We start from the raw sequence: 24277 nt of genomic DNA on the forward strand, positions 1-24277 counted from the left end.
CGTTCTGGCTAGCTCTCGGCCGGGGCGGAGTCGTCGCCGGACCCGGCCTGGGTCGCGGCGGCGGACTGGTCGGGGGTGCCACCGGACGCGTCGCCGCCCTTGGGCGCGTCGGTCTGCATGGCGTGGCCGCCGAACTGGTTGCGCATCGCGGCGATCGCCTTCATGGCCGGGGAGTCGTCCTGGCGGGAGACGAAGCGCGCGTAGAGCGCGGCGGTGATCGCGGGGGTGGCAACGGCGTTCTCGATGCCGGCCTCGACGGTCCAGCGGCCCTCGCCGGAGTCGTCGGCGTAGCCGCGGATCCCTTCCAGGTTGGGCTTCTCGTCCAACGCGGCGACCAGCAGGTCGAGCAACCAGGACCGGATGACCGTGCCCTCGCGCCACGACCGGAGCACCTCGGTGACGTTGTCGACGAGGTCGACCTTCTCGAGCAGCTCCCAGCCCTCGGCGTAGGACTGCATGATCGCGTACTCGATGCCGTTGTGGACCATCTTGGAGAAGTGCCCGGCGCCGACCTTGCCAGCGTGGACCGAGCCGAAGTCGCCTTCGGGCCGCAGGGCGTCGAAGGCCGGCTGAACCTTGGCGACGTCGTCGGTCGTGCCGCCGTACATGAGGGCGTAACCGTTCTCGAGGCCCCAGACGCCGCCGGACACTCCGCAGTCGACGAACCCGATGCCCTTCTCGGCGAGCATCTGCGCGTGGATCTCGTCGTCGGTCCACCGGGAGTTGCCGCCGTCGACGATCAGGTCACCCTCGTCGAGCAGGTCGCTCAGTTCGGTGACCACGTCGTCGGTGGCGGCGCCGGCGGGGACCATGACCCAGACCACGCGGGGCGCCGGGAGCGCCTCGACGAGGGCCGCGAGCGAGTCGACGTCGCGGACGGCGGGGTCGCGGGCGTAGCCCACGACGGTGAGGCCGGCGTTGCGCATGCGGGTGCGCATGTTGCCGCCCATCTTGCCGAGCCCGACGAGTCCGATCTCCATGCGTGTCCTCCGAGGGTCTGCCGAGCGTGAGGGGTTGCCACCCCTAGGAAAGCAGGCGCCTCGGCATGAGCAGGTAGCGGAACCCGCTGTCGTTGCCGCCGTCCTCGACCGAGCCGCTCAGGACCACCGGCTTGGAGGCCTGAGTGAAGGCGAGCTCGACGACCGGCTCGTCGATGGCGGTGAGGCCGTCGAGCAGGAACTGCGGGTTGAAGCCGGTGGTGATGTCCTCGCCCTCGATCAGCGCCTCGATCGACTCGGAGGCCTGGGCCTCGTCACCCGACCCGGCGTCGAGGGTGAGTACGCCGTCGCTGAACGCCAGCTGCACGGCGGTGTTGCGCTCGGCGACGAGGGAGACGCGCTTGACCGACTCGATCAGCGCGGCCTTGTCGACCTTCGCGACGGTGAGCTTCTCCGCGGGGAACAGGCTGCGGACCTTGGGGAACTCGCCGTCCAGCAACCGGGTCGTCGTACGACGAAGCCCGCCGGGTCCGGTGCCCTCGAAACCGATCAGACCCTCGCCCGATCCGCTCGCGGAGAGGGCGATCGTGACCTCGCTGCCCGCGGTGAGCGACTTGGCGGTGTCGCCGAGGACACGCGCCGGGACCAGGGCTGCGACCGACTCGTCGGGGGAGCGTGGGTCCCAGTTGAACTCGCGTTGGGAGAGCCGGAACCGGTCGGTGGCCAGCAGCGAGATCGTGGAGCCGTCGATCTCGATCCGGACACCGGTAAGCACGGGCAGCATGTCGTCGCGGCCGGCGGCGGTGACCGCCTGGGCCACGGCGTGCGCGAAGACGTCGCTCTGGACGGTGCCGGTGGCGACCGGCATCTGCGGGATCGTCGGGTAGTCCTCGACCGGCATCGTCTGCAGCGTGAACCGGGCCGAACCACACGTCAGCGTGACCCGCGCACCGTCGATCGCCATGTCGACCGGCTTGGCTGGCAGGCTGCGGCAGATGTCGGCGAGGAGCCGGCCACTGACCAGGGCACGGCCCTCGTCGCTCACCTCAGCGGCGAGCGTGGCGCGCGCGGAGGTCTCGTAGTCGAAGGTCGACAGCACCAGCCCGTCGTCGGTCGCATCGATCAGGAGCCCGGCCAGGACCGGGGCGCTGGGACGGACCGGCAGGCTGCGGGCAGCCCAGGCGACGGCGTCGGCGAGCACGTCGCGGTCGACACGAAACTTCACGATGGATCCTTCGGGACGGCAGAGTTTGCTGGGTTGTGTTGCGGGAGTTCTTGGGATGCGCATCCTGCCACGTAGGTCCGACCCGCACGAGTCATCCCCAGGCAGGGGTCCAGATGGATGTTCACCGATGACCTGAGCAGATAGAGGTCCGTCGTAGTCATAGCAACGGTGGAAACTGTGGATGAACAACATCTATGCAGGTCAGAGGCGCTATTCGCTATCGACGAACCTGTGGATGGATCTGGGACAGCCCGCTGTCTGTGTGGAATGAGGCGACGCCGCCGGACGGTGCTGCTCGCTCGTCCACAGATCCTCCCCGTGTAGTTCGGACCCCGGGAGCACCGTCGTCCACAGCCAGGTGGTCGTCGCAAGAGGAGCTGCTCAGGACTGGCGGGCCTGCATCTTCACCCGGTTGGTGAGCTCGCTGACCTGGTTGAAGACCGCACGCCGCTCGGCGAGCAGCTGGTTGATCTTGCGGTCGGCGTACATCACCGTCGTGTGGTCGCGGTTGCCGAACTGGGCGCCGATCTTGGGCAGCGACAGGGCGGTCAGCTCGCGGCAGAGGTACATCGCGATCTGGCGGGCCATCACCAGGTGCCGGCCGCGGCTGGGGCCGGTGAGCTCCTCGATGGAGAGCCCGAAGTAGGCCGCGGTCTGGGCGATGATGAGCGACGCCGTGATCTCCGGCTCGCCGCCCTCGGGGATCAGGTCCTTGAGCACGATCTCGGCCAGGGTCATGTCGACCTCCTGACGGTTGAGGTTGGCGAACGCCGTCACCCGGATCAGCGCGCCCTCGAGCTCGCGGATGTTGGTCTGGATCTTGGAGGCGATGAACTCGAGCACGTCCGGCGGCGCGGTGAGCCGGTCCATGGCGGCCTTCTTGCGCAGAATCGCGATCCGGGTCTCGAGGTCGGGCGGCTGCACGTCGGTGATCAGGCCCCACTCGAACCGGTTGCGCAGCCGGTCCTCGAGCGCCTCGAGCCGCTTGGGCGCCCGGTCGGAGGTCAGCACGATCTGCTTGTTGGCGTTGTGGAGCGTGTTGAACGTGTGGAAGAACTCCTCCTGGGTCTGGGTCTTGCCCTCCAGGAACTGGATGTCGTCGATCAGGAGTACGTCGACGTCGCGGTAGCGCCGCTTGAACCGGTCCTGCCGGTCGTCGCGGATCGCGTTGATGAACTCGTTGGTGAACTCCTCGCTCGACACGTAGCGCACCTTGGCGCCGGCGTAGAGGCTGCGCACGTAGTGGCCGATCGCGTGGAGCAGGTGGGTCTTGCCCAGCCCGGAGTCGCCGTAGACCAGCAGTGGGTTGTAGGCCTTGCCGGGCGCCTCGGCCACGGCCACCGCGGCGGCGTGGGGGAACCGGTTGGAGCTGCCGATGACGAAGGTCTCGAAGGTGTACTTCGGGTTGAGCCGGGTCTCCAGGGCGCTGCCCTTGACCTGCTCGGTCGCCTCGGGGAGGCGGGACTGCGGGGGAGGCAGGGGCTGCACCTGCGGAATTGTCGACATGTCGATCTCTCGACTTGTCTCCGAATCGTCTTGGCTCCGGTGGTCCGGGATGGGCTGCCCGTCGTCGAGGCTGGCGTCGACGGTGACCGCGATCCGGATCTCGCGCGCGAAGCTCTCCGTGAGCGCGTCCTCGAGCTGTCCACGCAGCCGGCCCTCGAGCTGAACCCGGGTGAAGTCGTTGGGCACCGCGATGATCGCGGTGTTCTCGTGCAGGGTCACCGGCTTGCTGGCACGAAGCCACGCCCGCTGGTTGGGTTGCAGGTCGTCGACGACCTGACGCCATGCCTGGTCCAGCTCCGACATCATCTGCTCCACCGGGTTCCCGCCGCCTTTCCTCCTCGGGACGTGCCCGAGCTTTGTCCGCACGCCGTCTTGGCGCCGTCCCGTGCTGTCTCCACAAGTTTGTCCACAGGGTGTGAACCCGACCCTCAGTCTGTGGACAGAGTCGGTCCGAGACGCATCCGGAGGCCACCGAGTCGAGCATCGTCGCAGGTCAGGTGCCCTTTTCCGTCCAATGTGGCGGGGGTCACAAACGGGGCCGATTCGGAGATTTCCGAGGATGCGGGGGAACCTCGGTGTCACGAACCTAACCCGCCTCAACGGGCTCCGGCAACCCGTCATCCACAGGCTTCGAGAGAGCATGTGGAGAAGCATCCCGGCGGGGGGTCGCACGGGTTTGACCCTGTGGAACGCCAACGCGTACCGTTGGCCGGTCACCGGGTGTCGACCGGTGCCGCATGTCCACGGGAGAGTCAGAAGTTTCCGTGGGTGGGCGGTGCCAGCCGAACCGGCCCACGGGCCTCGTCCCAGTGGCCAGGCGCTGCCGATCCAGCCGCGTGACTTCCTCCTGAACCAACTGAAAGAGACAAGCTCGTGAGCAAGCGTACGTACCAGCCGAACAACCGTCGTCGCCACAAGGTGCACGGGTTCCGCCTGCGCATGCGCACCCGCGCCGGCCGCGCCATCCTCTCGACGCGCCGCCGCAAGGGCCGCAAGAGCCTGGCCGTCTGAGGGTTGCGTCCTCCGGCCTTGCTGGCCTGACGCAGCCATCCCGTGCTGTCCACGGAGCACCGGCTCACAGACGCCGCGACGTTCCGTCTGGTCTCCCGCACGGGACGGCGGTCGGCCTCGCGCACGCTCGTCGTGCACCTGGCGCTCACCGACCTATCTGGCCCCCGCGTGGGGTTCGTCGTCAGCAAGGCCGTCGGCAACGCCGTCGTCCGCAACCGTGTGAAGCGCCGCCTACGTCACCTCGTCCGGGAGCAGCTCACCTCGCTCCCGGACTCCGGCGCGCTCGTGGTCCGGGCGCTGCCCGCGGCCGGCGCCGCCTCGGCGGCGGAACTGGCCGCCGACCTCGATCGTTGTCTGGGACGGTTGCTACCGAGGGACGCCGCATGAAGTACGTCGTGATCGGACTGCTGAAGGCGTACCGCGCCGTGATCAGCCCGCTCTACGGGCAGGTGTGCCGTTACCACCCGTCCTGCTCGGCCTATGCGCTCGAGGCCGTGGAGCAGCACGGTACGGTCCGAGGCGGCTGGCTCGCCGTGCGCCGGCTTGCACGGTGCCACCCCTGGGCCGCCGGCGGCTACGACCCCGTTCCTCCCCGCGTCGCAGCGGGCAACTCGACCTCGACGCACCAAGGAGCCTGATCCGTGGGAATCTTCGGCGACATCGGCAGCTTCATCATGACGCCGCTCTACTACGCCATCTCGGCGATCCTGCTCGCCTGGCACTGGGTGTTCACCCACATCGGCCTCGACCCCGAGGGTGGTCTGGCCTGGGCGCTGTCGATCATCGGGCTGACGCTGGTGATCCGGGTCGCGCTGATCCCGCTGTTCGTCAAGCAGATCAAGTCCAGCCGCAACATGCAGCTGATCCAGCCCAAGGTCAAGGAGCTGCAGAAGAAGTACGGTCACGACCGGGAGCGTCTCGCCCAGGAGACGATGAAGCTCTACAAGGACACGGGCACCAACCCGTTCGCCTCGTGCCTGCCGATCCTGCTGCAGATGCCGATCTTCTTCGCCCTGTTCCGGCTGCTCGACCAGGCGGCCAAGAAGGGCACCGCGCACGGGTTCCTGACCGAGGACCTGGCCGCGAAGTTCGGCAAGTCCGAGATCTTCGGCGCGATCCCGATCTCCGACTCCTTCTGGGGCGCCCGCACCTGGGGCGGCAACCCGGACGCCAACGGCCTGGTCATGGCTGTCGCGCTGGTCCTGGTGCTGTCGATGACCGCGACCACGTTCACCACCCAGCGCCAGCTGATGAGCAAGAACATGCCGGCCGACGCGCTCAGCGGTCCCTACGCCCAGCAGCAGAAGATGCTGCTCTACATCCTCCCCGTGGCGTTCGGTCTCGGTGGCGTGGCGTTCCCGATCGGTGTCCTCCTCTACTGGACCACCTCGAACCTGTGGACGATGGGTCAGCAGTTCTACGTGATCCGCAACAACCCGGCCCCCGGCACGCCGGCGGCCCAGGCCAAGCTCGACCGCGACAAGGCCAAGGCGCTCAAGCACGGCAAGCCGCTCGTGGCCGAGGCGGAGCCTGAGCCCGAGGTCGAGACGCGCCCCGCCGTGCGTGAACAGCCCAAGCGGCTGACCAAGGCCCAGCGTCAGGCTCAGCTCAGGCAGCAGCAGAAGAGCCAGGCCGCCCAGAAGCGGCAGGGTCAGCAGCGCCAGCAGAAGCAGGGCCAGCAGGGCCAGGGCAAACAGGCCGGCAAGGCCCCCGAACCGAAGACTGACCAGAACAAGGACAAGGGAGACACCCCATGAGCGCCGACGTCGACACCGAGACCACCGAGACCGACGAGGTCACCGAGGTGGGCGAGAACGACTCCCCCGAGACGTCCGAGGACGCCCCTGACGCCTCAGGGGCCCCTGGGGCCCCTGACGCTGCTGACGCTGCTGACGCTGCTGAGGTGGCGGAGGACGGCGACGACTCCGACGAGAGTGACGACGAGACGCCGGCCCCGGCTCGGGCCTCGCGCCTCCAGCAGCTCGAGCGCGAGGGTGACATCGCCGCCGACTACCTCGAGGAGCTCCTCGACATCGCCGATCTCGACGGCGACCTGGACATGGACGTCGACGGTGACCGTGCCGCGGTGTCGATCGTGGGTGCCGACCTGAGCCAGCTGATCGGCCCGGACGGCGAGGTGCTCGAGGCGCTGCAGGAGCTCACCCGACTCGCGGTGTTCCGTGAGACCGGCGACCGCTCCCGCCTGATGCTGGACATCTCCGGGTACCGGGCCGACAAGCGTGAGCAGCTCGTGGCGCTGGCCGCTCGGCTATGCGCCCAGGTGAAGGAGACCGGCGAGCCGGTGTCCCTGGACCCGATGAGCCCGTTCGAGCGCAAGGTCGTCCACGACGCCGTGGCCGCTGCCGGGCTGTCCTCGGAGTCCGAGGGTGCCGAGCCGCGACGCTTCGTGGTCATCGTTCCCGCGTAGTCCACGCATGTTTCACGTGAAACACGGTTGTCCGTGATGAGCGAGACCGACCCGTTGACACCCTCCGCGCCCGACGTGGCGCGGAGGGTGTTTTCTGTTGAGCGACTACCCCTCGCCGAGCGCTACGCCGCCCTCCTGGCCACCGACGGGGTCGTCCGTGGCCTGATCGGTCCGCGGGAGGCGCCCCGCCTGTGGGAGCGGCACCTGCTGAACTGCGCGGTGCTGGCCGACCTGCTGCCCGAGGACGCCACCGTCTGCGACATCGGGTCCGGTGCCGGCCTCCCGGGCCTGGTCCTGGCGATCGCTCGTCCCGACCTTCGGGTCACGCTGGTCGAGCCACTGCTACGTCGCACCACCTTCCTCGAGGAGGCCGTGGCCGAGCTGGGGCTGGAGCAGGTCGAGGTCGTCCGGGGCCGGGCGGAGGTCCTTCACGGCGAGCGGCGCTTCGATGTGGTGACCTCCCGGGCGGTGGCTCCGATGGAGCGGCTGCTCGGCTGGTCGATGCCGCTGGTCGACCCCCACGGTGCACTGGTGGCGATGAAGGGCTCGTCGGTCGCCGAGGAGATCGAGGCGTCCGCCGGCGTCCTCGCGGACCTGGGTTGTGCTGCTCCCGAGGTGCACATCCTCGGTGAGGACCTACTGTCGTCCATAACCGTCGCGGTGCGAGTTACCTGGGCCGAGCCGGCGCGGGTATCTTGGCCGATGGCCCAGACGCCCCCGAGGCGCGCGGCGCCTTCCAGAACCAAACGCAAGCAGAGGCGGAACGAGTGACCGAGGAGTTTTCCACCGGTGCCACACCGCCGTCTGAGCCTGACTATCCACAGGTTCAGACCAGTTCTCCACAGGCAGGGGAGAACGCGGACAACAACGATGTTTCACGTGAAACAGCTGGCGAAGGGGTGCCGCCGAGCCCGTTCGCGGTCCGGACCGCGGGCGAGCTCGCCTCGACGAGCTCCGCCCTCGACGACGCGGGCACCCCCCTAGCGCGAGCGGCCCAGCACAGCATCCTGGCTCGCCAGCAGGCACACACCCGACCCTCGTTGCAGCGCCCGGACGCGACCCGGGTCTTCGTGGTGGCCAACCAGAAGGGCGGCGTGGGCAAGACGACCTCCACCGTCAACGTGGCCGCCGGCCTGGCCCAGCTCGGACAGCGGGTCCTCGTCATCGACCTGGACCCCCAGGGCAACGCCTCGACCGCGCTGAGCGTCGAGCACCGACGCGGCGTGCCCTCGACGTACGACGCCCTCGTGGACGGCGTTCCGCTCGCCGACGTGGTCGCGCCGTGCCCGGACGTCGAGGGGCTGTGGGCCGTGCCGGCGACCATCGACCTCGCCGGTGCCGAGATCGAGCTGGTCAGCGTGGTCGCCCGCGAGGGCCGGCTCAAGCGCGCGATCGACGGCCATCCTCTCGTGGGGACCGCTGCCGACGTCGGCGACGAGCGCTACGACTTCGTCTTCATCGACTGCCCGCCCTCCCTGGGGCTGCTCACGCTCAACGCGCTGGTCGCGGGCGCCGAGATGATGATCCCGATCCAGGCCGAGTACTACGCCCTGGAAGGCCTCGGCCAGCTGCTGGAGACCGTCGACATGGTGCGGGCCCACCTCAACCCGGACCTGGCCGTCTCCACGATCCTGGTCACGATGTACGACGCCCGTACCCGGCTGGCCGCCGGCGTGGCCGAGGAGGTGCGCGAGCACTTCGGCGACCAGGTGCTCAAGACCTCGATCCCACGCTCCGTGCGGGTCTCCGAGGCGCCGTCGTACGGCCAGACGGTCATGACCTACGACCCGGGTTCCCCCGGGGCGCTGAGCTATCTCGAGGCCGCCCGCGAGATCGCGACCAAGGGAGTCCGCGCGTGAACCGTCCGACGCAGCGCCGTGGCCTGGGCCGTGGCCTGGGCTCCCTGATCCCGACCGCCCCGCCCGAGACTCCGGGGACCCCAGGGGCCCCCGCCTCGTCGGGCGAGGCCGGCTCGACCGCGGAGACACCGGCGCCGGACCAGGTCGCCTCGGGCGCCTACTTCGCCGAGCTGCCGATCACCCAGGTACAGCCCAACCGTGTGCAGCCGCGGCAGGTCTTCGATGAGGAGGCGATGTCGGAGCTGGTCCACTCGATCCGTGAGGTGGGGCTGCTCCAGCCGGTCGTCGTGCGGCGTACCGGCCCGGAGGCCTACGAGCTGGTCATGGGCGAGCGCCGCTGGCGCGCCTCCCAGGAGGCCGGCCTCACCGCGATCCCCGCGATCGTGCGCGAGACCGAAGACAACGACATGCTCCGCGACGCGCTGCTGGAGAACCTCCACCGCTCGCAGCTCAACCCGCTGGAGGAGGCGTCGGCCTACGCCCAGCTGCTCGAGGACTTCTCCTGCACCCACGAGGAGCTCGCCGGCCGGATCGGGCGCTCCCGTCCGCAGATCAGCAACACGCTGCGCCTGCTCAAGCTCAGCCCGGCCGTCCAGCGCCGCGTCGCGGCGGGGGTCCTCTCCGCCGGGCACGGCCGCTCGCTGCTGGCCGTCGAGGACCCGGAGATCCAGGACCGGCTCGCCCAGCGAGTCGTCGCCGAGGGCATCAGCGTCCGTGGCCTCGAGGAGATCGTGGCCGTCGGCGAGCTCAAGGGCTCCGGCCAGCGGGTCACCCGGCGCAAGCCCACGGCACCCGGCCTGGCCGACCTCGCCGAGCGCCTCTCCGAGCGGCTGGAGACCCGGGTCAAGGTCGACCTCGGCCAGCGCAAGGGCAAGATCACCGTGGAGTTCGCCTCCCTCGACGACCTGCGCCGGATCATCGACATCATGGACCCGCGCAACCGCAACGACCGGCCGATCTAGCCACCTGTCGCTTTGTCGACAAACCCACTTATCGACTAGTCGCCATGTCGGTACGAGCCTCTCACCTGCGCAAACTGAGATAGTCCCTCACGCCAGAGTGGTCTTGGATCGATCCAAGTCGCGCTGATGTGAGGGACTATCCGGGCGACCCGGGGTGGGGTGGCGCAGCGGGGGTGGGGTCAGGAGTCCTTGGCGGCGCGCTTGGCGGCACGCCGGGCGGCGCGGTCGCGCTTCTCGGCGGCGTCGAGCGCGGCCGCCTCCTCGAGCGTGGGTGCCGAGCCGCCGTAGCGGGCCGGGAGCCACCAGGAGCCCGGGGGCTGCTCGGCCTCGGGGTAGGTGCGGATGGTCTCGTCGAGCATCGAGGACATCACCCGGTGGAGCTCGGCGGTCTCGGCGACCGGGTCGTCGCCGGTCGGGTGCAGGGGCTGGCCGACCCGGATGGCGATGGTCTTGCCGCGCGAGAAGTCCCGGGGGTGGTCCTTGGTCATCATCCGCTGCGTACCCCAGAGGATGACCGGCACCAGCGGTACCCCGGCCGCCGCCGCGATCCGCACCGCACCGGACTTGAACTCCTTGAGCTCCATCGCCCGCGAGATCGTCGCCTCGGGGAAGATCCCGACCGCCTCGCCGTTCTTCAGGTAGTCCAGCGCTGTGTGGTACGACGCCAGCCCCTCGCCGCGGTCCACCTGGATGTGGTGCAGGGAGCGCATCAGTGGCCCGCCGAACCGGTTGTCGAAGATCTCGCGCTTGGCCATGAAGCGCACCAGCCGGCCGGAGGGGTTGGCGGCGAGCCCGCCGTACACGAAGTCGACGTACCCGATGTGGTTATAGGCCAGCAGCACGCCGCCGGTCTTCGGCACGTGCTCGGTCCCGGTCATCTCGAAGCGCTGCCCCAGGACCCGGAACAGGGTCTTGGCCGTGAGGATGATCGGCGGGTAGGTGATGTCGCGCATGGTGCTCCTCGTTGAGCGTGGGGGGTGCGGTCAGCCCAGGATGCAGTCAGCGAAGCGTGGCGAGGTAGTCGGCGATCCGGCCGATCGCCTCCTCGAGCACTGCCACGTCGGGCAGCGTGACCAGCCGGAAGTGGTCGGGCGTGGGCCAGTTGAAGCCGGTGCCGTGGGTGACCAGCAGCTTCTTGGCGCGCAGCAGGTCGATGACGAAGGCCTCGTCGTCCTCGATCGGGTAGACCTCGGGGTCCAGCCGCGGGAAGCAGTAGAGCGCCCCCTGAGGGCGTACGGAGGACACACCGGGGATGTCGTTGAGCAGCCGGTGGGCCAGAATGCTCTGCTCGTAGAACCGGCCGCCGGGCCCGATCAGTTCCTGGATCGACTGGTAGCCGCCCAGCGCGGTCTGGATCGCGTGCTGCGCGGGCACGTTGGCGCACATCCGCATGTTGGCGATGAGGGTGAGGCCCTCCAGGAAGTCGGTCGCGCGCTCCTTGGGGCCGGAGATCATCACCCAGCCGGCGCGGTAGCCGCACACGCGGTAGGACTTCGAGAGTCCGCTGAACGTCAGGCACAGTACGTCGGAACCGGCGGCCTTCGCGGCGTGGTGGTGCACCGCCCCGTCGAACAGGATCTTCTCGTAGATCTCGTCGGCGAAGACCACCAGCTCGTGGCGGCGCGCGATGTCGACCAGGCCCTCGACGGTGGCCTTGCTGTAGACGGCACCCGTGGGGTTGTTGGGGTTGATGATGACGATCGCGTGGGTGTTCTCGGTGATCTTGGACTCGATGTCCGCGAGGTCGGGGTTCCAGTCGTCGTCCTCGTCGCACAGGTAGTGCACGGGCACGCCGCCGGCGAGGGTCACCGCCCCGGTCCACAGCGGGTAGTCGGGCGCGGGGACCAGGATCTCGTTGCCGTCGTCGACGAACGCCTGGAGCACCATCGAGATCAGCTCGGAGACGCCGTTGCCGATGAAGACGTCCTCGACGGTGACGTCGAGCAGTCCCTGCTGCTGGTAGAACTGCGAGACCGCCGTGCGCGCCGAGTAGATGCCCTGCGAGTCGCTGTAGCCCTGCGACTCGGGCAGGTGGTGGATCATGTCGGCGAGGATCGCCTCGGGCGCCTCGAAGCCGAACGGCGCCGGGTTGCCGATGTTGAGCTTGAGGATCCGGTGGCCCTCGGCCTCGAGCCGCTGGGCCTCGACCAGGATGGGTCCCCGCACGTCGTAACGGACGTTGTGGAGCTTGCGGCTCTGCCGGATCGGGCGCACGAGTGTCATCCTCTCAGGAGGACCCCCGCGGCTCACCCGCAGTCCCAGGTCGCGGTCCCGTGGGTCGTCCCGCCCGACAGGGGAGGTGCGCATGTCTCGCAAGGTCGTCAAGCTGACCGTCGACCACCTGGCCCGGATGCCCGGGCCCTGCCGCACCTGCCTGTTCTGGGAGCTCGACCCGGTACGCCGGGGCCGGGTCGACGACGAGGCGGCGGCCGGCGAGAAGGAGGCGTGGCTCTCGGAGGTGCTGCGCGAGTGGGGCTCGTGCGGCCGGGTGGCGCTGGTCGACGACGAACCGGTGGGCTACCTCGTCTACGCCCCGGAGGCGTACGTCCCCGGCGCCGGTGGGTTCCCCACCGCCCCGGTCTCCTCGGACGCGGTGCTGCTGACCACGGCGTACGTCGATCCGGCGCACGCGGGCGGTGGGCTGGGCCGGATGCTGGTGCAGGGCATGGCCCGCGACCTGATCCTGCGCGGTGGGATCCGCGCCGTGGAGGCGTTCGGCACCACCACGCCCGGCGTCGGCTCGTGCCTGGCGCCGGTCGAGTTCCTCGGCGGCGTCGGCTTCAAGACCCACCGGCCGCACCCGCTGACCCCGCGGATGCGGATGGAGCTGCGCTCGGCGCTCACCTGGCGCGACGAGGTCGAGGCCGCGGTGGAGAGGCTGCTGGGCGCCGTACGTCCGGCGCCGAAGCCGAGCCCGGAAAGCAGTCACCGCTCACTCGGCGAACCGGGTGAGCGGTGACGGTGGAGCGGATGCTGCGTCAGAGAACCGTCAGGCGATGAAGGACTCGAGCTCCTTGAGCAGCGCGGCCTTGGGCTTGGCGCCCACGATCGAGCGGACCACCTCACCACCCTGGTAGACGTTGATCGTCGGGATGCCGGTGACCCGGTAGGACGACGGCGTCACGGGGTTCTCGTCGACGTTCATCTTGAGGAACGTGATCTTGTCCCCGTGCGCGGTGTTGAGCTCGTCGAGGATCGGGGCGACCTGGCGGCACGGGCCGCACCACTCGGCCCAGAAGTCCACGAGGACCGGCTTGTCGGACTTGAGGACCTGCGCCTCGAACTCGGCGTCGGTCACGGCTTCGATGTTGCCCACGGCATATCCCTTCTCGGTTCAACTCAGAGGTCTGTTGATAGTGAACACCACCGGTCGGACGCATGTTCCCCACACGCGGGTGTCGACCTGCGGTTTGGGACCAAACGGCGTCAGAGACCGGCGGTCTGCACCGTCTCGGTGAGCGCCGAGTCGGCGACCGCGGTCTGCGCCTCGGCGCCGGAAACGGCGGCGTGGTCCAGCTCCGCGAGGTAGCGCTCGGCGTCGAGGGCCGCGGCGCAGCCGGTGCCGGCCGCGGTGATCGCCTGGCGGTAGTGGTGGTCGACCAGGTCACCCGCGCCGAAGACGCCGGGCAGGTTGGTGGCCGTCGAGGGGTGCTTCACCAGCACGTAGCCGTTGTCGTCGAGGTCGACCTGCCCGGTCAGCAGCTCGGAGCGCGGGTCGTGGCCGATCGCGATGAACAGGCCGGTGGCGGGCAGGTCGCGGGTCTCGCCGGTGACGGTGTCCTTGAGGGTGACCGACTCGAGGCGGTCGGAGCCGTTGATGGTCTCGACCACGGAGTTCCACTCGATCTCGAGCTTGGGGTCGGCGAAGGCCCGCTCCTGCATGATCTTGGAGGCGCGCAGCTCCCCGCGGCGCACGATCAGGGAGACCTTCGAGCCGAAACGGGTGAGGAACGTGGCCTCCTCGATCGCCGAGTCACCGCCACCGACGACGGCGATGTGCTGCTCGCGGAAGAAGAACCCGTCGCAGGTCGCGCACCACGACACCCCGCGCCCGGACAGCTCCTCCTCGTTGGGGAGGCCGAGCTTGCGGTAGCCCGAGCCCGTCGCCAGTACGACGGCCCGCGCGGTGTAGGTGTCGGTGGCGGTCTTGACGACCTTGAGGTCGCCGGTCAGGTCGACCTCGACGACGTCGTCGGAGACCAGCTCGGCGCCGAAGCGCTCGGCCTGCGCGCGCATCTCGTCCATGAGCGCGGGGCCCATGATGCCGTCGCGGAAGCCGGGGAAGTTCTCGACCTCGGTGGTGGTCATCAGCGCGCCGCCGGCGGTCACCGAGCCCTCGAAGACCAACGGCTGGAGGCTGGCGCGGGCGGCGTAGACCGCCGCGGTGTAGCCGGAGGGGCCGGAGCCGATGATGATCACGTTGCGGGTCTCAGACATGCCGTCCAACTCTCGTCGCTTGTCGGGCCCTGGGGATGCCTCAGGGCGCACTTGCTTCAACCGATCGTAGGGGAGCATTCTTCCCGCCGCCCGCGGCCCAGGGCCGGTCAGGGCACGGGCAGGGTGACCGAGCGCAGGATCGCGGCGGTGCCGCACTCGAGCAGGTCGACGACCTGGGTGTCACCGGCCGGAGGGCGGTACGCGAGGACGGCGGGCACCCCGGCGTAGCGCACCGCGACCAGCTGGCCCGCGCCATACGGTGCTGCGTCGCACACGAACACGCCGCTGGCCGTCCCCAAGGGGGCTTCCTGGGGCGGCGGGTCGGCCTGGCTCTCGACGTTGCCGTTGCTGTCGGTGATGCTGACCAGCTGCTGTGCGCGCAGCCGGGCGACGTCGTCGGCGAAGAAGTTGGGTCGGACCCGCTGCGGCCGGTCGGACGCCGGGCCACTGAACTGGTTCCCGGGCGCCACTCCGTCGACGCCGTTGCGAAGGCTGCTGTCGGCGTCACCGGCGGCTTCGGCCTCCGGGGCCTCTGCGGCGCTCCCGGCATCGTCACCGCTGCTGACCGTCCCCGGGACGAGGTTGCCGACGCCGACCCCGAGAGCCACGACGGCGGCCGCGGCGACCAACAGGGTCGCGGCCTTGCGCCGGCGGCGGTGGGCCAGGTCGACCACCGTCGCGGGGGACTCGCCCTCCTCGTCGGCGAGCCGGGCCAGGACGCGGTCGAGACGCTCGGCGACGTCGTCGGGCATCGGGTCCTCGACGCGCGCCTGGGCCAGCAGGCGGCGGACGCGCTCCTGCTCGGGGCTCAGCTCGTGGTCGTCGGACATCGGGACAGTCTCCAGGGGTCGTGGTGGTGCGGTGCGAAGCGGTGCCGTGGTGCTCAGTCGGGGGTGGGTGGGCCTCGTGGGCTCCGTGCTGATCTGACGGGGGCGGACGCGGCCGGGTTCCCCGGGTCGGGGTGGTCCGGGTCACGGCCGGGCGCCAGCAGCCCCAGCGTGACCGCCAGCTTGGCCCGTCCGCGGGAGCAGCGCGACTTCACGGTGCCCTCGGCGCAGTTGAGAATCAGGGCGACCTCGGAGACGGGGTAGCCCTCCATGTCGACGAGCACCAGGGCGGCCCGCTGCTCGGCCGGCAGGCCGGACAGGGCGTCCAGCACGCGTTGCTGGCGTTCGCCGCGTACGGCGGCCTCCGCGGGGTCACCGTCGTCGCCGGCGCTTCCACCGGTGGCCAGCGACCCGCGGTCGCCGTACTCCTCGAGGTCGTCGGGCAGCGGGTCGGCGCGCCGGACCTTGGCGGCCCGGATCCGGTCGAGGCAAGCGTTGACGACGACCCGGTGCAGCCAGGTGGTGACCGCGGCGTCACCGCGGAACGACGCGGCTCGGCGGTAGGCCGCGATCAGCCCGTCCTGGAGCCCGTCGGCGGCGTCCTCGGGGTTGCCCATCGTGCGCAGCGCCACGGCCCAGAGCCGGTCGCGGTGGCGGGCGAAGAGGACGCCGAACGCCTCGCGGTCGCCGTCGACGTGGGCCTGGAGCAGCTCGGCGTCGGTCGGGTCGACGGCGTCGTGGTCACTCACCCCGGACCGCCACCTCGGCGATGGTCCCGCGGAACTCCGCCCCGTCGGGGGGAAGCGCGGTCAGCCACACGACGAGGAACCGGCCTTCGGCGGGCTCGGAGAGCGTGATGGTGACGGTCTCGGTCTCGGCCGTGGTGGAGGCGACGCGCTGGAGACCCTCGACGTCGGTGGGGGCCGCGTCGGAGAGGTAGAGCGAGATCCCGGTGGGTGCGCCCACCAGGGTGACGTCGACGGAGGTCACGGTCTGCATGCCCTTGAGGTCGATGCTCAGGCCGACACCCGTCTTCAGTCCGCCGGGGCCGAGCTGCTGCTGGTAGCTCGACGTCGACCAGGTGGTGTCGACCTTGCCGTCCACGGCGAGCGGCGCGTCGTCGCTGTTCTCCTCCGGCTCCGGTGTGCCCTGCGGGTCGAGGTCGTCGGCCACCAGGCCGCCCAGCAGCGTCGGCTCCGCCGACGGAGTGGCGCTCGGGGTGGGGGTCGGGTCGTCGTCAACCTCGGCGCCGAGCACGGTCTTGCCGCGCCCGAGGTTGTAGGCCACGACGATGGCGACCAGCAGCAGGAGGCCGGCGGCGATCGCGGCGGCCAGGCGCAGCCAGCTCCGGCCCGGCGGTGGCTCGTCGTCGACGACCGGGGTCAGGCCGCTGCCGGTGGTCCGGCCGGTGCCGGTTCCGGTGTCGGCCCAGGGCCAGTACTCCACGCCGCCGTTGGTCGAGGCACCACCCGGTCGCGGCCGGCGTACGGGCTCACCGCGTGCCGGTGTCGGCGCGAACAGCGGTCGCTGCGGAGGCTCCTCGAACGGCGGCGGGGGTGGCGCCGGGGTGGCCCGGGACTGCAGCCAGGACACGTCGTCGGAGTCGTCGTCGAAGATCGGCATCCCGGCCTGGGTGCGCAGCCCCCCGTCCTCCGGCTCGTCGTCGGGCTCCGACTCTTCCTCGGGCTCCGGCTCGTCCTCGGGCTCCGGCGGGGGCTCGGGCTCTGGGTGCTCCGGCTCCGCGTGGGGTACGGCGGGCAGCTCGCCGCTGTCGCGGGCCAGGATCTCGGGTACGGCCGGCAGCACCACGAGCTGGTCACCCCGGGCCGGGGCGGGGATGCTCGCGAGCAGGGCCTCGGGCAGGCCGGCGGGGTCTCCCACGAAGTCGTCGAGGTAGGCGCTGATCTCGCGGGCGGTCGTGACTGCGACGAGCTCGCGGCCCCGGTTGGTGGGCTGGCCGTTGGCCTGGGTGTGCAGTACGGCGTCGCACAGACTGTCGAGCGGGCGCGGGATGCCGGCGCGCACCTGGCGCGGACGCAGCACCTCGCCGTGCTCGAGCGGGGCGCGTGGGACCGCCGAGGCCGACACCCCGGCCCACTTGCCGGTCAGGGCGCAGTAGAGGAGCCCGGCCAGGTCGGAGGTGTCGACCGAGGGCCGGAAACCGGTCAGCCCGTGCATCGCGGCGTCGACGGAGAAGCCGATCACCCGGATCTCGCCGTTGCGGTCGACCAGGACGTTCTCGGGCACCAGCCGGCCGTGTGTCACGCCGGCGTCGTGGGCGCGTGCGACCGAGTCGGCCACCTCCGCGACCAGCCAGGCGGCCCGGCGCGGCTCGAGGGGGCCAGTGCTGGCGACCAGGATGTCGAGGGACGTGCCCGAGCCCCACTCGTTGACGACGTAGCAGAGGCCGTCGACGGTCTCGGCGTCCAGCACGCGCAGGATCCGGCGGTCGAGGATGGTGGCGGAGCGGCGGGCCGCCTCGAGCAGCCCGGGGGCGCGGGGGTCGCCGGCGTCGATGACGTGGAGGGCGACGTGCCGCTCGAGGACGCGGTCGTGGGCGCGCCAGAACCGTGCGCCGCCGCTCTCGGTGAGCAGGTCGACGAGCCGATAGCGGCCGGCGAGGACGTCGCCGGGCCGGATCGAGTGCGGCACTAACGTCCCTTCATGTCCCTGTCCAGGTCCCCGTGTTGGTCATCGTAGGACGGTTCACGACGCGCGGGTGCGGCTCAACCGGCGCGTTACCGTTTCGATGACGGAGGTGACCTCGCGCAGGCGCAAGGCCCGGGCCAGGAGCACGAACACCAGCACGTCGGCCGCGGTGATCGCGGCTGCCTGGAGCGCCGCGACCGGCCACGGCGGGCTGTCGGTCAGCGAGTGCAGCCCCAGCGCCACCAGCAGGGCGACCCCGGTCGACACCAGGACGACCAGGAGCAGCCGGACGACGAAGCGGACCAGGCGCGGCGACTCCAGCCCACCGAGCCGCCGGCGCAGGACGGCGTACGAGATCGCCGAGCCGACGACGTACGCCGCGGTGTAGGCGAGCACCAGTGCGGGCGAGGTGTCCTCGTCGTTGCTGGCGGCGACCAGCGCGACCGCGGCCACGATGTTGGTGACGGCGACCGCGCACTGGATGAAGAAGACGGTGCGGGTCTCCTCGAGGGCGTAGAACCCGCGCAGCATCAGGTAGTGGACGGTGAAGAACACCAGCCCACCACCGAACAGCGCGAGCGACGGCACGTAGCGGGTGAAGGCGTCGGCCGCGGCGCCGTGGCCCCACACCACGTTGGCGAGGTCGGTGGCGATGATCGGCAGCAGTGCGGCGAAGGGGAGTACGACGGCCAGCGCCGAGCGCAGCGTGCCCGACAGCGAGCGGGCCAGGCCGCGCAGGTCGCCCTCGGCGGCGCGGGCGGAGAGCCGGGGCAGCACCGCGGTGGCCAGCGAGACGGTGATCACCGAGTGCGGCACCATCATGATCAGGAACGCCGAGGAGTAGATCGTGATGCCGGTGCCGTCGCCACCGTCGGCGGTGCCGCCGCTGGCGAGGTTGACCACGACGACGTACGCGACCTGGTTGGCGATGACGAAGAGCACCGTCCAGACGCCCAGGCGCAGGGTGTGGCCGAGCCCGGTGTTGCGGAAGTCGAAGCGCGGGCGGTAGGTGAAGCCGGCCTTGCGCAGGTAGGGCAACAGGATCAGCAGCTGCGCGGCGATGCCGAGGGTCGAGCCGACGCCGAGCAGCAGCTCCTGGTCGGTGCTGAACGGGCCCACGGTCTCGGCGCCCTCGGCGGCGCCGAACACGAAGAGGTAGGTGACCAGCACCGCCACCGAGATGACGTTGTTGGCGATCGGCGCCCACATCATCGGTCCGAACCGGTCGCGCGAGTTGAGGATCTGGCCGACCAGCACGAACATCCCGTAGAAGAAGACCTGCGGCAGGCAGTAGCGGGCGAAGTCGATGGCCGACTGCCGCTCCTCGGCCAGCGCTGCCGAGTCGTACTCCGCGTTGAGGACGACGGACATGACCAGGGGTGCGGCGACGACGAGTACGACGGTCACGGCGGCGAGGAAGAGCGCGGCGAGCGTGATCACCCGGTTGGTGTAGGCCTCACCGCCGTCCGGGTCGTGCTTCATGGCGCGCACCAGCTGCGGGACGAGCACGGCGTTGAACACTCCGCCGGCCAGCAGGATGTAGAGCATGTTGGGGATCGTGTTGGCGATCGTGAAGAGGTCGGCGTGCAGCGAGACCCCGAGGGTGGCGGCCAGCAGGCTCGAGCGCACGAAGCCGCTGAGCCGCGACACGACCGTGCCCGCGGCCATCACGGCGCTGGAGGCCAGCATCCGCTCGTCGTCGGAGGTGCTCACGCGGCCGGCTCGCGCTCGGGCTGGGGTTCGGACTCAGGCTCGGGCTCGGGGTCGTTGCGGTGCCGGAACCGGCGGACCAGCCGCGCGGCGACGGCGAGGAAGAGGATCCCGGCGCCGCTGGCCATGATCACCCAGATCACGGTGCTCACCTGGGCCGAGCGGATCGGGACCGAGTCGAAGGAGCCGAGCTGGTCGCCGTCGACGTTGCTGAGGTGGAGAGTCACGTCGTGGACCCCGGGGCGTCGGGTGTGGACGTCGATGCTCACCGTCGTCTGGCTGTCGGCCGCGAGCTGCAGCGGCTCCGAGTCCGTCACGTCGATCCCGTCGTCGCTCCTGGCGGTCACCACGACGGTGACCGGCTGGTCGAGGTCGTTGGTGACGGTGGCCAGGAAGGACCCGGTGCTGCCGGAGAGGGTGACGCCGACCGGGGCGTCCACCGTCACCGACCTGAGCCGGCTCTCGATCCACTCCTGGGACTCGCGGGTCGCGGTGCGCGCCGCCCGCGGCGCCTCACGCGCGGCGTACGACGTGCTGGTCAGGGCCTGGTCGGTCACGGTCGAGGAGATTTGGTCGTTGCGGGTCAGGATCGTCTCGAGGCGCCGGCCGGCGACGATCAGGTCCTGGGCGGTTTCGAAGTTGGCCTCCCGAAGCTCGCGCCGGGCCTGCCGCTCGGGGTAGGTGAGGCGGGCCGGGTCGACGACCGCCGCCGGACGGTCGGTCGCCTCGCTGACGGTGCTGAGGTCGAGCCAGTCGAGCTGGAGGCCGGAGAAGAACCCGTCGAGGTCCTCGGGCTGCCAGCCGAGGGGGAGCATCATCACCAGCGGCCGGTCGCCGGTGTCGAGCATCCGGATCGCGGCCTCGCTGACGATCCGCTGCCGCAGCGCGACGCCCGCGAGCCGGTCGCCGGGGCGCGGTCCGCCCTCCGCCGCGCCCGAGGACAGGACCACCAGCCGCTCGCTCCCGGTGTCGGCGACCGCGGGCGGTTCGTCACCGAACATCCGGTCGGTCAGCAGGGTCGTGGTCGCCGAGGAGGCCAGGGCGATCGCGTCGGGGTCGAGGTAGCCGCTCGGCGAGCCGATGGCGGGCATGGTCGGGACGTCCCACGAGGCCAGCACCGCGCCGGTGCGCGCCACGGCCAGGTCGAAGAGCCGGGTGTCGTGGTCGGCGGCGGCCGCCACGTCGACGTCGCCGTACGGCAGCGCGAGCACCTGGTTGCCGAACAGCGCGCTCCTCAGGTCGGCGAGCCACTCGCTGGCGGTCTCGGCGGCGGCGGCCTCCTCCGGCTCGAGCTCGTCGTCGGGGTCGTCCTCGGCATCGGGCGGCGTGCTCAGGGCGACCGAGGGCGACGGCTCGTCGCTCTGCTCACCCTCGGGCTCCTCCTCCGCGTCGGGTGGCAGGGTCGGGTCGAGGGAGCGGGCCGGGTTGCCGGCCGCCAGGCGGCGTACGACGTCGGGGAGCGCGGGGTCGATCAGCCAGGTGACCGGGGCGCTGCCGGCGGCCGCCCCGAGCTCGACGAGGGCGCGCAGCCGGCCACCGTCGCCGAGCGTCTGCTCCCAGTCGTCGACGTGGGCCACCGAGCCGTCGGCCTCGAAGGCCACGTGGCGGCGCAGTGGGATCACGAGGGCGGTCTCGATCTCACCCTGGGCGTTGGCCGGGACGTAGGGCAGGAACGTGCGCGCGCGACCGTCGGCGACCTGGTCGCGGGAGATGGGCCCGTCCGCCAGCGCATGCACCCCGAACCAGTAGACCCCGCCGGACGGCACGGAGTAGAGGGACCGCGGCACCACGATCGTGTAGTCGTAGGACTCACCCGGCGCGAGCTCGGCCACCTCGTCCAGCGGCACGTTGCGGAAGATCCGCTGCCCGACGTCCTCGCTGACCGGGACCTCGACGGCGGCGCGCAGCTCGGCCTCGGTGGTCATGGGCTCGCCCGAGATGAACGGGTAGAGGCTGATCGTGGACCAGGTCTCGGTGTCGACGTTGGTGACCGTGCCGGTCAGCGTGATGTCCCCGGTGCGGGGTACGACGGACGGCGACATCGTGTCGATGGTGATCGCGAGGGGCTCGGGCTTCTCCGTGTGGCTGGCTGGAGCCGCCTGGGCGGGGGCGGCCACGAGCGTGAGGCCTGCCAGCAGCGGGACCCCGATCGCAGTGCCGAGGGCGCGCACGAACAGCGAGGACCTGACCACGCCTTCGAGCCTATCGGCACCCGGTGCCGCCGACTGACCACCCGGCCCGCAGGGCCTAGACTCGTCGGTCGTGCCCGAAGCCCCGCCTCCCGTCCTCTCCATGGTCGAGGTACAGCGCGCGGTCGAGACCGAGCTGGATCGGATCGCCCCCGTCATCGACGACCTCGGGCGACGCTTCAACGAGGCCGGCCACGAGCTCGCCCTGGTCGGCGGGCCGGTCCGCGACGCGATGCTCGGGCGCCCCTACCACGACCTCGACTTCGCCACCTCGGCGCTTCCCGAGGAGACCGAGCGGATCCTGAAGCCCTGGGGCGACGCCCTGTGGGACATGGGCCGCGACTTCGGCACCATCGGGTGCCGCAAGGGCGACTGGGTGGTCGAGGTGACGACGTACCGCTCCGAGGTCTACGACACCTCCTCCCGCAAGCCGGAGGTCGCCTACGGCGACAGCCTGGACGGCGACCTGGTCCGGCGCGACTTCACCGTCAACGCGATGGCGGTGCGGGTCCCTGGCCGCGGGCTGGAGGACCCGTACGGCGGCGTGGTCGACCTCGCCCACCGGGTGCTGCGTACGCCGGGGCGTCCGGAGGACTCCTTCTCCGACGACCCGCTGCGGATGATGCGGGCCGCGCGCTTCGCGGCCCAGCTCGGCTTCACCGTCGACCCGGCGGTGGTGGCGGCGATGACCGCGATGGCGGAGCGGATCGAGATCATCTCGGCCGAGCGGGTGCGCGACGAGCTGGTCAAGCTCATCTGCGCGCCCTACCCGCGGCTCGGCCTGACGCTCCTCGTCGAGACCGGGCTGGCCCAGCGGGTGCTGCCCGAGCTGCCCGCGCTCGCGCTGGAGCGCGACGAGCACCACCGCCACAAGGACGTCTACGAGCACACCCTCACCGTGCTCGAGCAGGCGATCGACCTCGAGGAGCGCCTGGGCGGCGAGCCCGACCTCGTGTCGCGCTTCGCGGCCCTCATGCACGACGTCGGCAAGCCGCGCACCCGCCGGTTCGTCGAGGACGGCACCGTCACCTTCCACCACCACGACGTGGTCGGCGCCAAGCTGACCCGCAAGCGGATGAAGGCGCTGAAGTTCTCCAACGAGCAGATCGACGACGTGAGCAAGCTGGTCGAGCTGCACCTGCGGTTCCACGGCTACGGCGACGGCGAGTGGACCGACTCCGCCGTACGTCGCTACGTGCGCGACGCCGGCGACCAGCTCGAGCGGCTGCACGTGCTCACCCGGGCCGACTGCACGACCCGCAACCAGCGCAAGGCCGACCGGCTCCGACGTACCTATGACGCGCTCGAGGAGCGGATCGCCCGGCTGCGCGAGCAGGAGGAGCTCGACTCCATCCGGCCCGACCTCGACGGCAACCAGATCATGGAGCTCCTCGGCATCGGCCCCGGCCGGGACGTCGGCGCGGCCTACCAGCACCTGCTCGAGCTGCGCATGGACCACGGCCCGATGACCGACGACGAGGCGCGCGCCGCCCTGCTGGCCTGGTGGGCCGACCGGACATGAGCGACTGGTCATGAGCGGCTTGGCGCAGCGGGTCCCGGGACTGGGGTACGTCGCACTGGGCACGTCGCCGACACCGGTGCGGCCGCTGCACCTCGACCTCGGCGCCGACGTCTGGCTCAAGGACGAGTCGGTCTTCGGCGACGGCGCCTGGGGTGGCAACAAGGTGCGCAAGCTGGAGTGGATCATCCCGGAGGCGCAGCGGCGCGGCGCGCGCACGCTGTTCACCGTCGGCGGTATCGGCACCCACTGGGGCCTGGCCTGCGCGCTCTACGGCCGCGAGCACGGGCTGGAGACGGTGCTCGGCCTGGTCGACCAGCCGGTCGACGACCACGTGCGCGAGCAGCTGGCGCGGCTGGAGGCGTCGGGGGCGCGGCTCTACCGCTTCTCCTCGACGCGCCGGCTCAAGCTGGCCGCGCCCTGGATCCTCCTGCGGCACCGCCCGTGGTACCTGCCCGCCGGCGGCTCCAACGCGTTCGGCACCCTCGGCTACGTCGAGGTGGCCCTCGAGATCGCCGGCCAGGTCGCGGCCGGCGAGCTCCCGGCACCGGGCACCGTCGTGGTCCCGGTCGGCTCGGGCGGCACGGTCACCGGGCTGACCGTGGGCTTCCGGATCGCCGGTCTCGACACCCGGGTGCTGGGCGTGGTCGTCAACGACATGCTCCCGCTCGACGCCCCCGCGATGACCCGCCTCGCCCGCCGCACCTCAGCGCTGCTGCGCGACCGCGGCCTGACCGACGTACCCGAGCTGGAGGAGGGTGACTTCGACCTGCGCGACGACTGGCTCGGCACGACGTACGGCGACCCCACGCCGGCGTCCGTCGCCGAGGTCGCCCGCGCCCGCGAGCAGGGCCTCGACCTCGAACCCGTCTACACCGGTAAGTCCCTGGCCGCCATCCGCGACCTCGCCGCCTCCGGCGGGTCCTCGCTGCCCGGCCCGATCCTCTGGCTCAACACCCACGGCCCCCGCTGATCACAGCCCGCCCGGGAGTACGAGCGCAGCGAGTACTCCCAAGG

General features: G+C 71.0%; 23 protein-coding genes. 11 read left to right on the forward strand and 12 right to left on the reverse strand.

What is annotated here, in order from left to right:
* Nucleotides 1-8: 8 nt before the first annotated feature.
* The 3 genes from gnd to dnaA form a co-directional block, all read right to left on the reverse strand.
* Complete coding sequence (gnd, locus tag BLR90_RS10940) at nucleotides 9-980, reverse strand: phosphogluconate dehydrogenase (NAD(+)-dependent, decarboxylating) (protein ID WP_091025256.1); 972 nt, start codon at nucleotides 978-980, stop codon at nucleotides 9-11.
* 43 nt (nucleotides 981-1023) lie between these two features.
* Complete coding sequence (gene dnaN, locus BLR90_RS10945) at nucleotides 1024-2163, reverse strand: DNA polymerase III subunit beta (RefSeq protein WP_091025257.1); 1140 nt, start codon at nucleotides 2161-2163, stop codon at nucleotides 1024-1026.
* A gap of 381 nt (nucleotides 2164-2544) precedes the next feature.
* Nucleotides 2545-3975 (reverse strand): chromosomal replication initiator protein DnaA, encoded by a 1431-nt coding sequence (gene dnaA, locus BLR90_RS10950; protein ID WP_091025553.1) that lies wholly within the window; start codon nucleotides 3973-3975, stop codon nucleotides 2545-2547.
* A gap of 567 nt (nucleotides 3976-4542) precedes the next feature.
* On the opposite strand from dnaA, the gene rpmH reads away from it, so the two are divergent.
* The 8 genes from rpmH to BLR90_RS10990 all read left to right on the forward strand — a co-directional run bounded on the left by rpmH (nucleotide 4543) and on the right by BLR90_RS10990 (nucleotide 9929).
* The gene (gene rpmH / locus BLR90_RS10955; protein WP_091025258.1) at nucleotides 4543-4680 is read left to right on the forward strand and encodes a 50S ribosomal protein L34; all 138 of its coding nucleotides are present in this window, start codon (nucleotides 4543-4545) and stop codon (nucleotides 4678-4680) included.
* 42 nt (nucleotides 4681-4722) lie between these two features.
* Nucleotides 4723-5067 (forward strand): ribonuclease P protein component, encoded by a 345-nt coding sequence (gene rnpA, locus BLR90_RS10960; RefSeq protein ID WP_091025259.1) that lies wholly within the window; start codon nucleotides 4723-4725, stop codon nucleotides 5065-5067.
* Nucleotides 5064-5318: a membrane protein insertion efficiency factor YidD gene (gene yidD / locus BLR90_RS10965; RefSeq protein WP_091025260.1), complete on the forward strand. Its 255-nt coding sequence runs from the start codon at nucleotides 5064-5066 to the stop codon at nucleotides 5316-5318. The genes rnpA and yidD overlap by 4 nt, the downstream gene beginning before the upstream one ends.
* Nucleotides 5319-5321: 3 nt before the next feature.
* Nucleotides 5322-6437 carry a membrane protein insertase YidC gene (gene yidC, locus BLR90_RS10970; RefSeq protein ID WP_091025261.1) on the forward strand — a complete coding sequence of 372 codons (1116 nt, stop codon included), beginning with the start codon at nucleotides 5322-5324 and terminating at the stop codon, nucleotides 6435-6437.
* On the forward strand, nucleotides 6434-7108 hold the full coding sequence (locus BLR90_RS10975; protein WP_371863178.1) for a Jag family protein: 675 nt from the start codon (nucleotides 6434-6436) through the stop codon (nucleotides 7106-7108). The genes yidC and BLR90_RS10975 overlap by 4 nt, the downstream gene beginning before the upstream one ends.
* Before the next feature lie 36 nt (nucleotides 7109-7144).
* On the forward strand, nucleotides 7145-7879 hold the full coding sequence (gene rsmG / locus BLR90_RS10980) for a 16S rRNA (guanine(527)-N(7))-methyltransferase RsmG (RefSeq protein ID WP_091025262.1): 735 nt from the start codon (nucleotides 7145-7147) through the stop codon (nucleotides 7877-7879).
* A gap of 128 nt (nucleotides 7880-8007) precedes the next feature.
* The gene (locus tag BLR90_RS10985) at nucleotides 8008-8967 is read left to right on the forward strand and encodes a ParA family protein (protein ID WP_281245389.1); all 960 of its coding nucleotides are present in this window, start codon (nucleotides 8008-8010) and stop codon (nucleotides 8965-8967) included.
* On the forward strand, nucleotides 8964-9929 hold the full coding sequence (locus tag BLR90_RS10990; protein ID WP_091025264.1) for a ParB/RepB/Spo0J family partition protein: 966 nt from the start codon (nucleotides 8964-8966) through the stop codon (nucleotides 9927-9929). Before BLR90_RS10985 ends, BLR90_RS10990 begins: the two co-directional genes overlap by 4 nt.
* A 179-nt stretch (nucleotides 9930-10108) precedes the next feature.
* Here BLR90_RS10990 and BLR90_RS10995 read toward each other — a convergent pair whose 3' ends face one another.
* Both BLR90_RS10995 and BLR90_RS11000 read right to left on the reverse strand, forming a co-directional pair.
* Nucleotides 10109-10882 carry a lysophospholipid acyltransferase family protein gene (locus BLR90_RS10995; RefSeq protein WP_091025265.1) on the reverse strand — a complete coding sequence of 258 codons (774 nt, stop codon included), beginning with the start codon at nucleotides 10880-10882 and terminating at the stop codon, nucleotides 10109-10111.
* 46 nt (nucleotides 10883-10928) lie between these two features.
* Nucleotides 10929-12152 (reverse strand): pyridoxal phosphate-dependent aminotransferase, encoded by a 1224-nt coding sequence (locus BLR90_RS11000; protein WP_281245390.1) that lies wholly within the window; start codon nucleotides 12150-12152, stop codon nucleotides 10929-10931.
* A gap of 82 nt (nucleotides 12153-12234) precedes the next feature.
* Between BLR90_RS11000 and BLR90_RS11005 the strand changes: the two genes are divergently transcribed.
* Nucleotides 12235-12888, forward strand: coding sequence for a GNAT family N-acetyltransferase (locus BLR90_RS11005; RefSeq protein WP_091025267.1), 654 nt, complete (start codon nucleotides 12235-12237; stop codon nucleotides 12886-12888).
* A gap of 30 nt (nucleotides 12889-12918) precedes the next feature.
* Here the strand turns inward: BLR90_RS11005 and trxA are convergent, their stop codons facing one another.
* The 7 genes from trxA to BLR90_RS11040 form a co-directional block, all read right to left on the reverse strand.
* Nucleotides 12919-13245, reverse strand: coding sequence for a thioredoxin (gene trxA / locus BLR90_RS11010; protein ID WP_091025268.1), 327 nt, complete (start codon nucleotides 13243-13245; stop codon nucleotides 12919-12921).
* A 110-nt stretch (nucleotides 13246-13355) separates the two neighbouring features.
* The gene (gene trxB / locus BLR90_RS11015; protein WP_091025269.1) at nucleotides 13356-14366 is read right to left on the reverse strand and encodes a thioredoxin-disulfide reductase; all 1011 of its coding nucleotides are present in this window, start codon (nucleotides 14364-14366) and stop codon (nucleotides 13356-13358) included.
* A 107-nt stretch (nucleotides 14367-14473) separates the two neighbouring features.
* The gene (locus BLR90_RS11020; RefSeq protein WP_091025270.1) at nucleotides 14474-15196 is read right to left on the reverse strand and encodes a hypothetical protein; all 723 of its coding nucleotides are present in this window, start codon (nucleotides 15194-15196) and stop codon (nucleotides 14474-14476) included.
* A gap of 53 nt (nucleotides 15197-15249) precedes the next feature.
* Nucleotides 15250-15942 (reverse strand): RNA polymerase sigma factor SigM, encoded by a 693-nt coding sequence (gene sigM, locus BLR90_RS11025; RefSeq protein ID WP_091025271.1) that lies wholly within the window; start codon nucleotides 15940-15942, stop codon nucleotides 15250-15252.
* Nucleotides 15935-17845, reverse strand: coding sequence for a protein kinase family protein (locus BLR90_RS11030; RefSeq protein WP_091025272.1), 1911 nt, complete (start codon nucleotides 17843-17845; stop codon nucleotides 15935-15937). Before BLR90_RS11030 ends, sigM begins: the two co-directional genes overlap by 8 nt.
* Nucleotides 17846-17899: 54 nt before the next feature.
* Nucleotides 17900-19555 carry a murein biosynthesis integral membrane protein MurJ gene (murJ, locus tag BLR90_RS11035; protein WP_091025273.1) on the reverse strand — a complete coding sequence of 552 codons (1656 nt, stop codon included), beginning with the start codon at nucleotides 19553-19555 and terminating at the stop codon, nucleotides 17900-17902.
* On the reverse strand, nucleotides 19552-21744 hold the full coding sequence (locus BLR90_RS11040) for a DUF6049 family protein (RefSeq protein WP_091025274.1): 2193 nt from the start codon (nucleotides 21742-21744) through the stop codon (nucleotides 19552-19554). The genes murJ and BLR90_RS11040 overlap by 4 nt, the downstream gene beginning before the upstream one ends.
* Nucleotides 21745-21844: 100 nt before the next feature.
* On the opposite strand from BLR90_RS11040, the gene BLR90_RS11045 reads away from it, so the two are divergent.
* Together BLR90_RS11045 and BLR90_RS11050 are read left to right on the forward strand one after the other, a co-directional pair.
* Nucleotides 21845-23263: a CCA tRNA nucleotidyltransferase gene (locus tag BLR90_RS11045; protein ID WP_091025275.1), complete on the forward strand. Its 1419-nt coding sequence runs from the start codon at nucleotides 21845-21847 to the stop codon at nucleotides 23261-23263.
* Between the two features lie 10 nt (nucleotides 23264-23273).
* Nucleotides 23274-24233, forward strand: coding sequence for a 1-aminocyclopropane-1-carboxylate deaminase/D-cysteine desulfhydrase (locus BLR90_RS11050; protein WP_091025276.1), 960 nt, complete (start codon nucleotides 23274-23276; stop codon nucleotides 24231-24233).
* Nucleotides 24234-24277: the final 44 nt, after the last annotated feature.

The sequence above is a fragment of the Nocardioides szechwanensis genome (assembly GCF_900103935.1).
GTDB classification, from domain to species: domain Bacteria; phylum Actinomycetota; class Actinomycetes; order Propionibacteriales; family Nocardioidaceae; genus Nocardioides; species Nocardioides szechwanensis.

Coding starts and splice junctions, on each gene's coding strand:
- gnd (WP_091025256.1), bottom strand. CDS start 980: ATGGAGATCGGACTCGTCGGGCTCGGCAAGATGGGCGGCAACATGCGC.
- dnaA (WP_091025553.1), bottom strand. CDS start 3,975: ATGATGTCGGAGCTGGACCAGGCATGGCGTCAGGTCGTCGACGACCTG.
- yidD (WP_091025260.1), top strand. CDS start 5,064: ATGAAGTACGTCGTGATCGGACTGCTGAAGGCGTACCGCGCCGTGATC.
- BLR90_RS10975 (WP_371863178.1), top strand. CDS start 6,434: ATGAGCGCCGACGTCGACACCGAGACCACCGAGACCGACGAGGTCACC.
- rsmG (WP_091025262.1), top strand. CDS start 7,145: ATGAGCGAGACCGACCCGTTGACACCCTCCGCGCCCGACGTGGCGCGG.
- BLR90_RS10995 (WP_091025265.1), bottom strand. CDS start 10,882: ATGCGCGACATCACCTACCCGCCGATCATCCTCACGGCCAAGACCCTG.
- BLR90_RS11000 (WP_281245390.1), bottom strand. CDS start 12,152: ATGACACTCGTGCGCCCGATCCGGCAGAGCCGCAAGCTCCACAACGTC.
- BLR90_RS11005 (WP_091025267.1), top strand. CDS start 12,235: ATGTCTCGCAAGGTCGTCAAGCTGACCGTCGACCACCTGGCCCGGATG.
- trxB (WP_091025269.1), bottom strand. CDS start 14,366: ATGTCTGAGACCCGCAACGTGATCATCATCGGCTCCGGCCCCTCCGGC.
- BLR90_RS11020 (WP_091025270.1), bottom strand. CDS start 15,196: ATGTCCGACGACCACGAGCTGAGCCCCGAGCAGGAGCGCGTCCGCCGC.
- BLR90_RS11045 (WP_091025275.1), top strand. CDS start 21,845: ATGGTCGAGGTACAGCGCGCGGTCGAGACCGAGCTGGATCGGATCGCC.
- BLR90_RS11050 (WP_091025276.1), top strand. CDS start 23,274: ATGAGCGGCTTGGCGCAGCGGGTCCCGGGACTGGGGTACGTCGCACTG.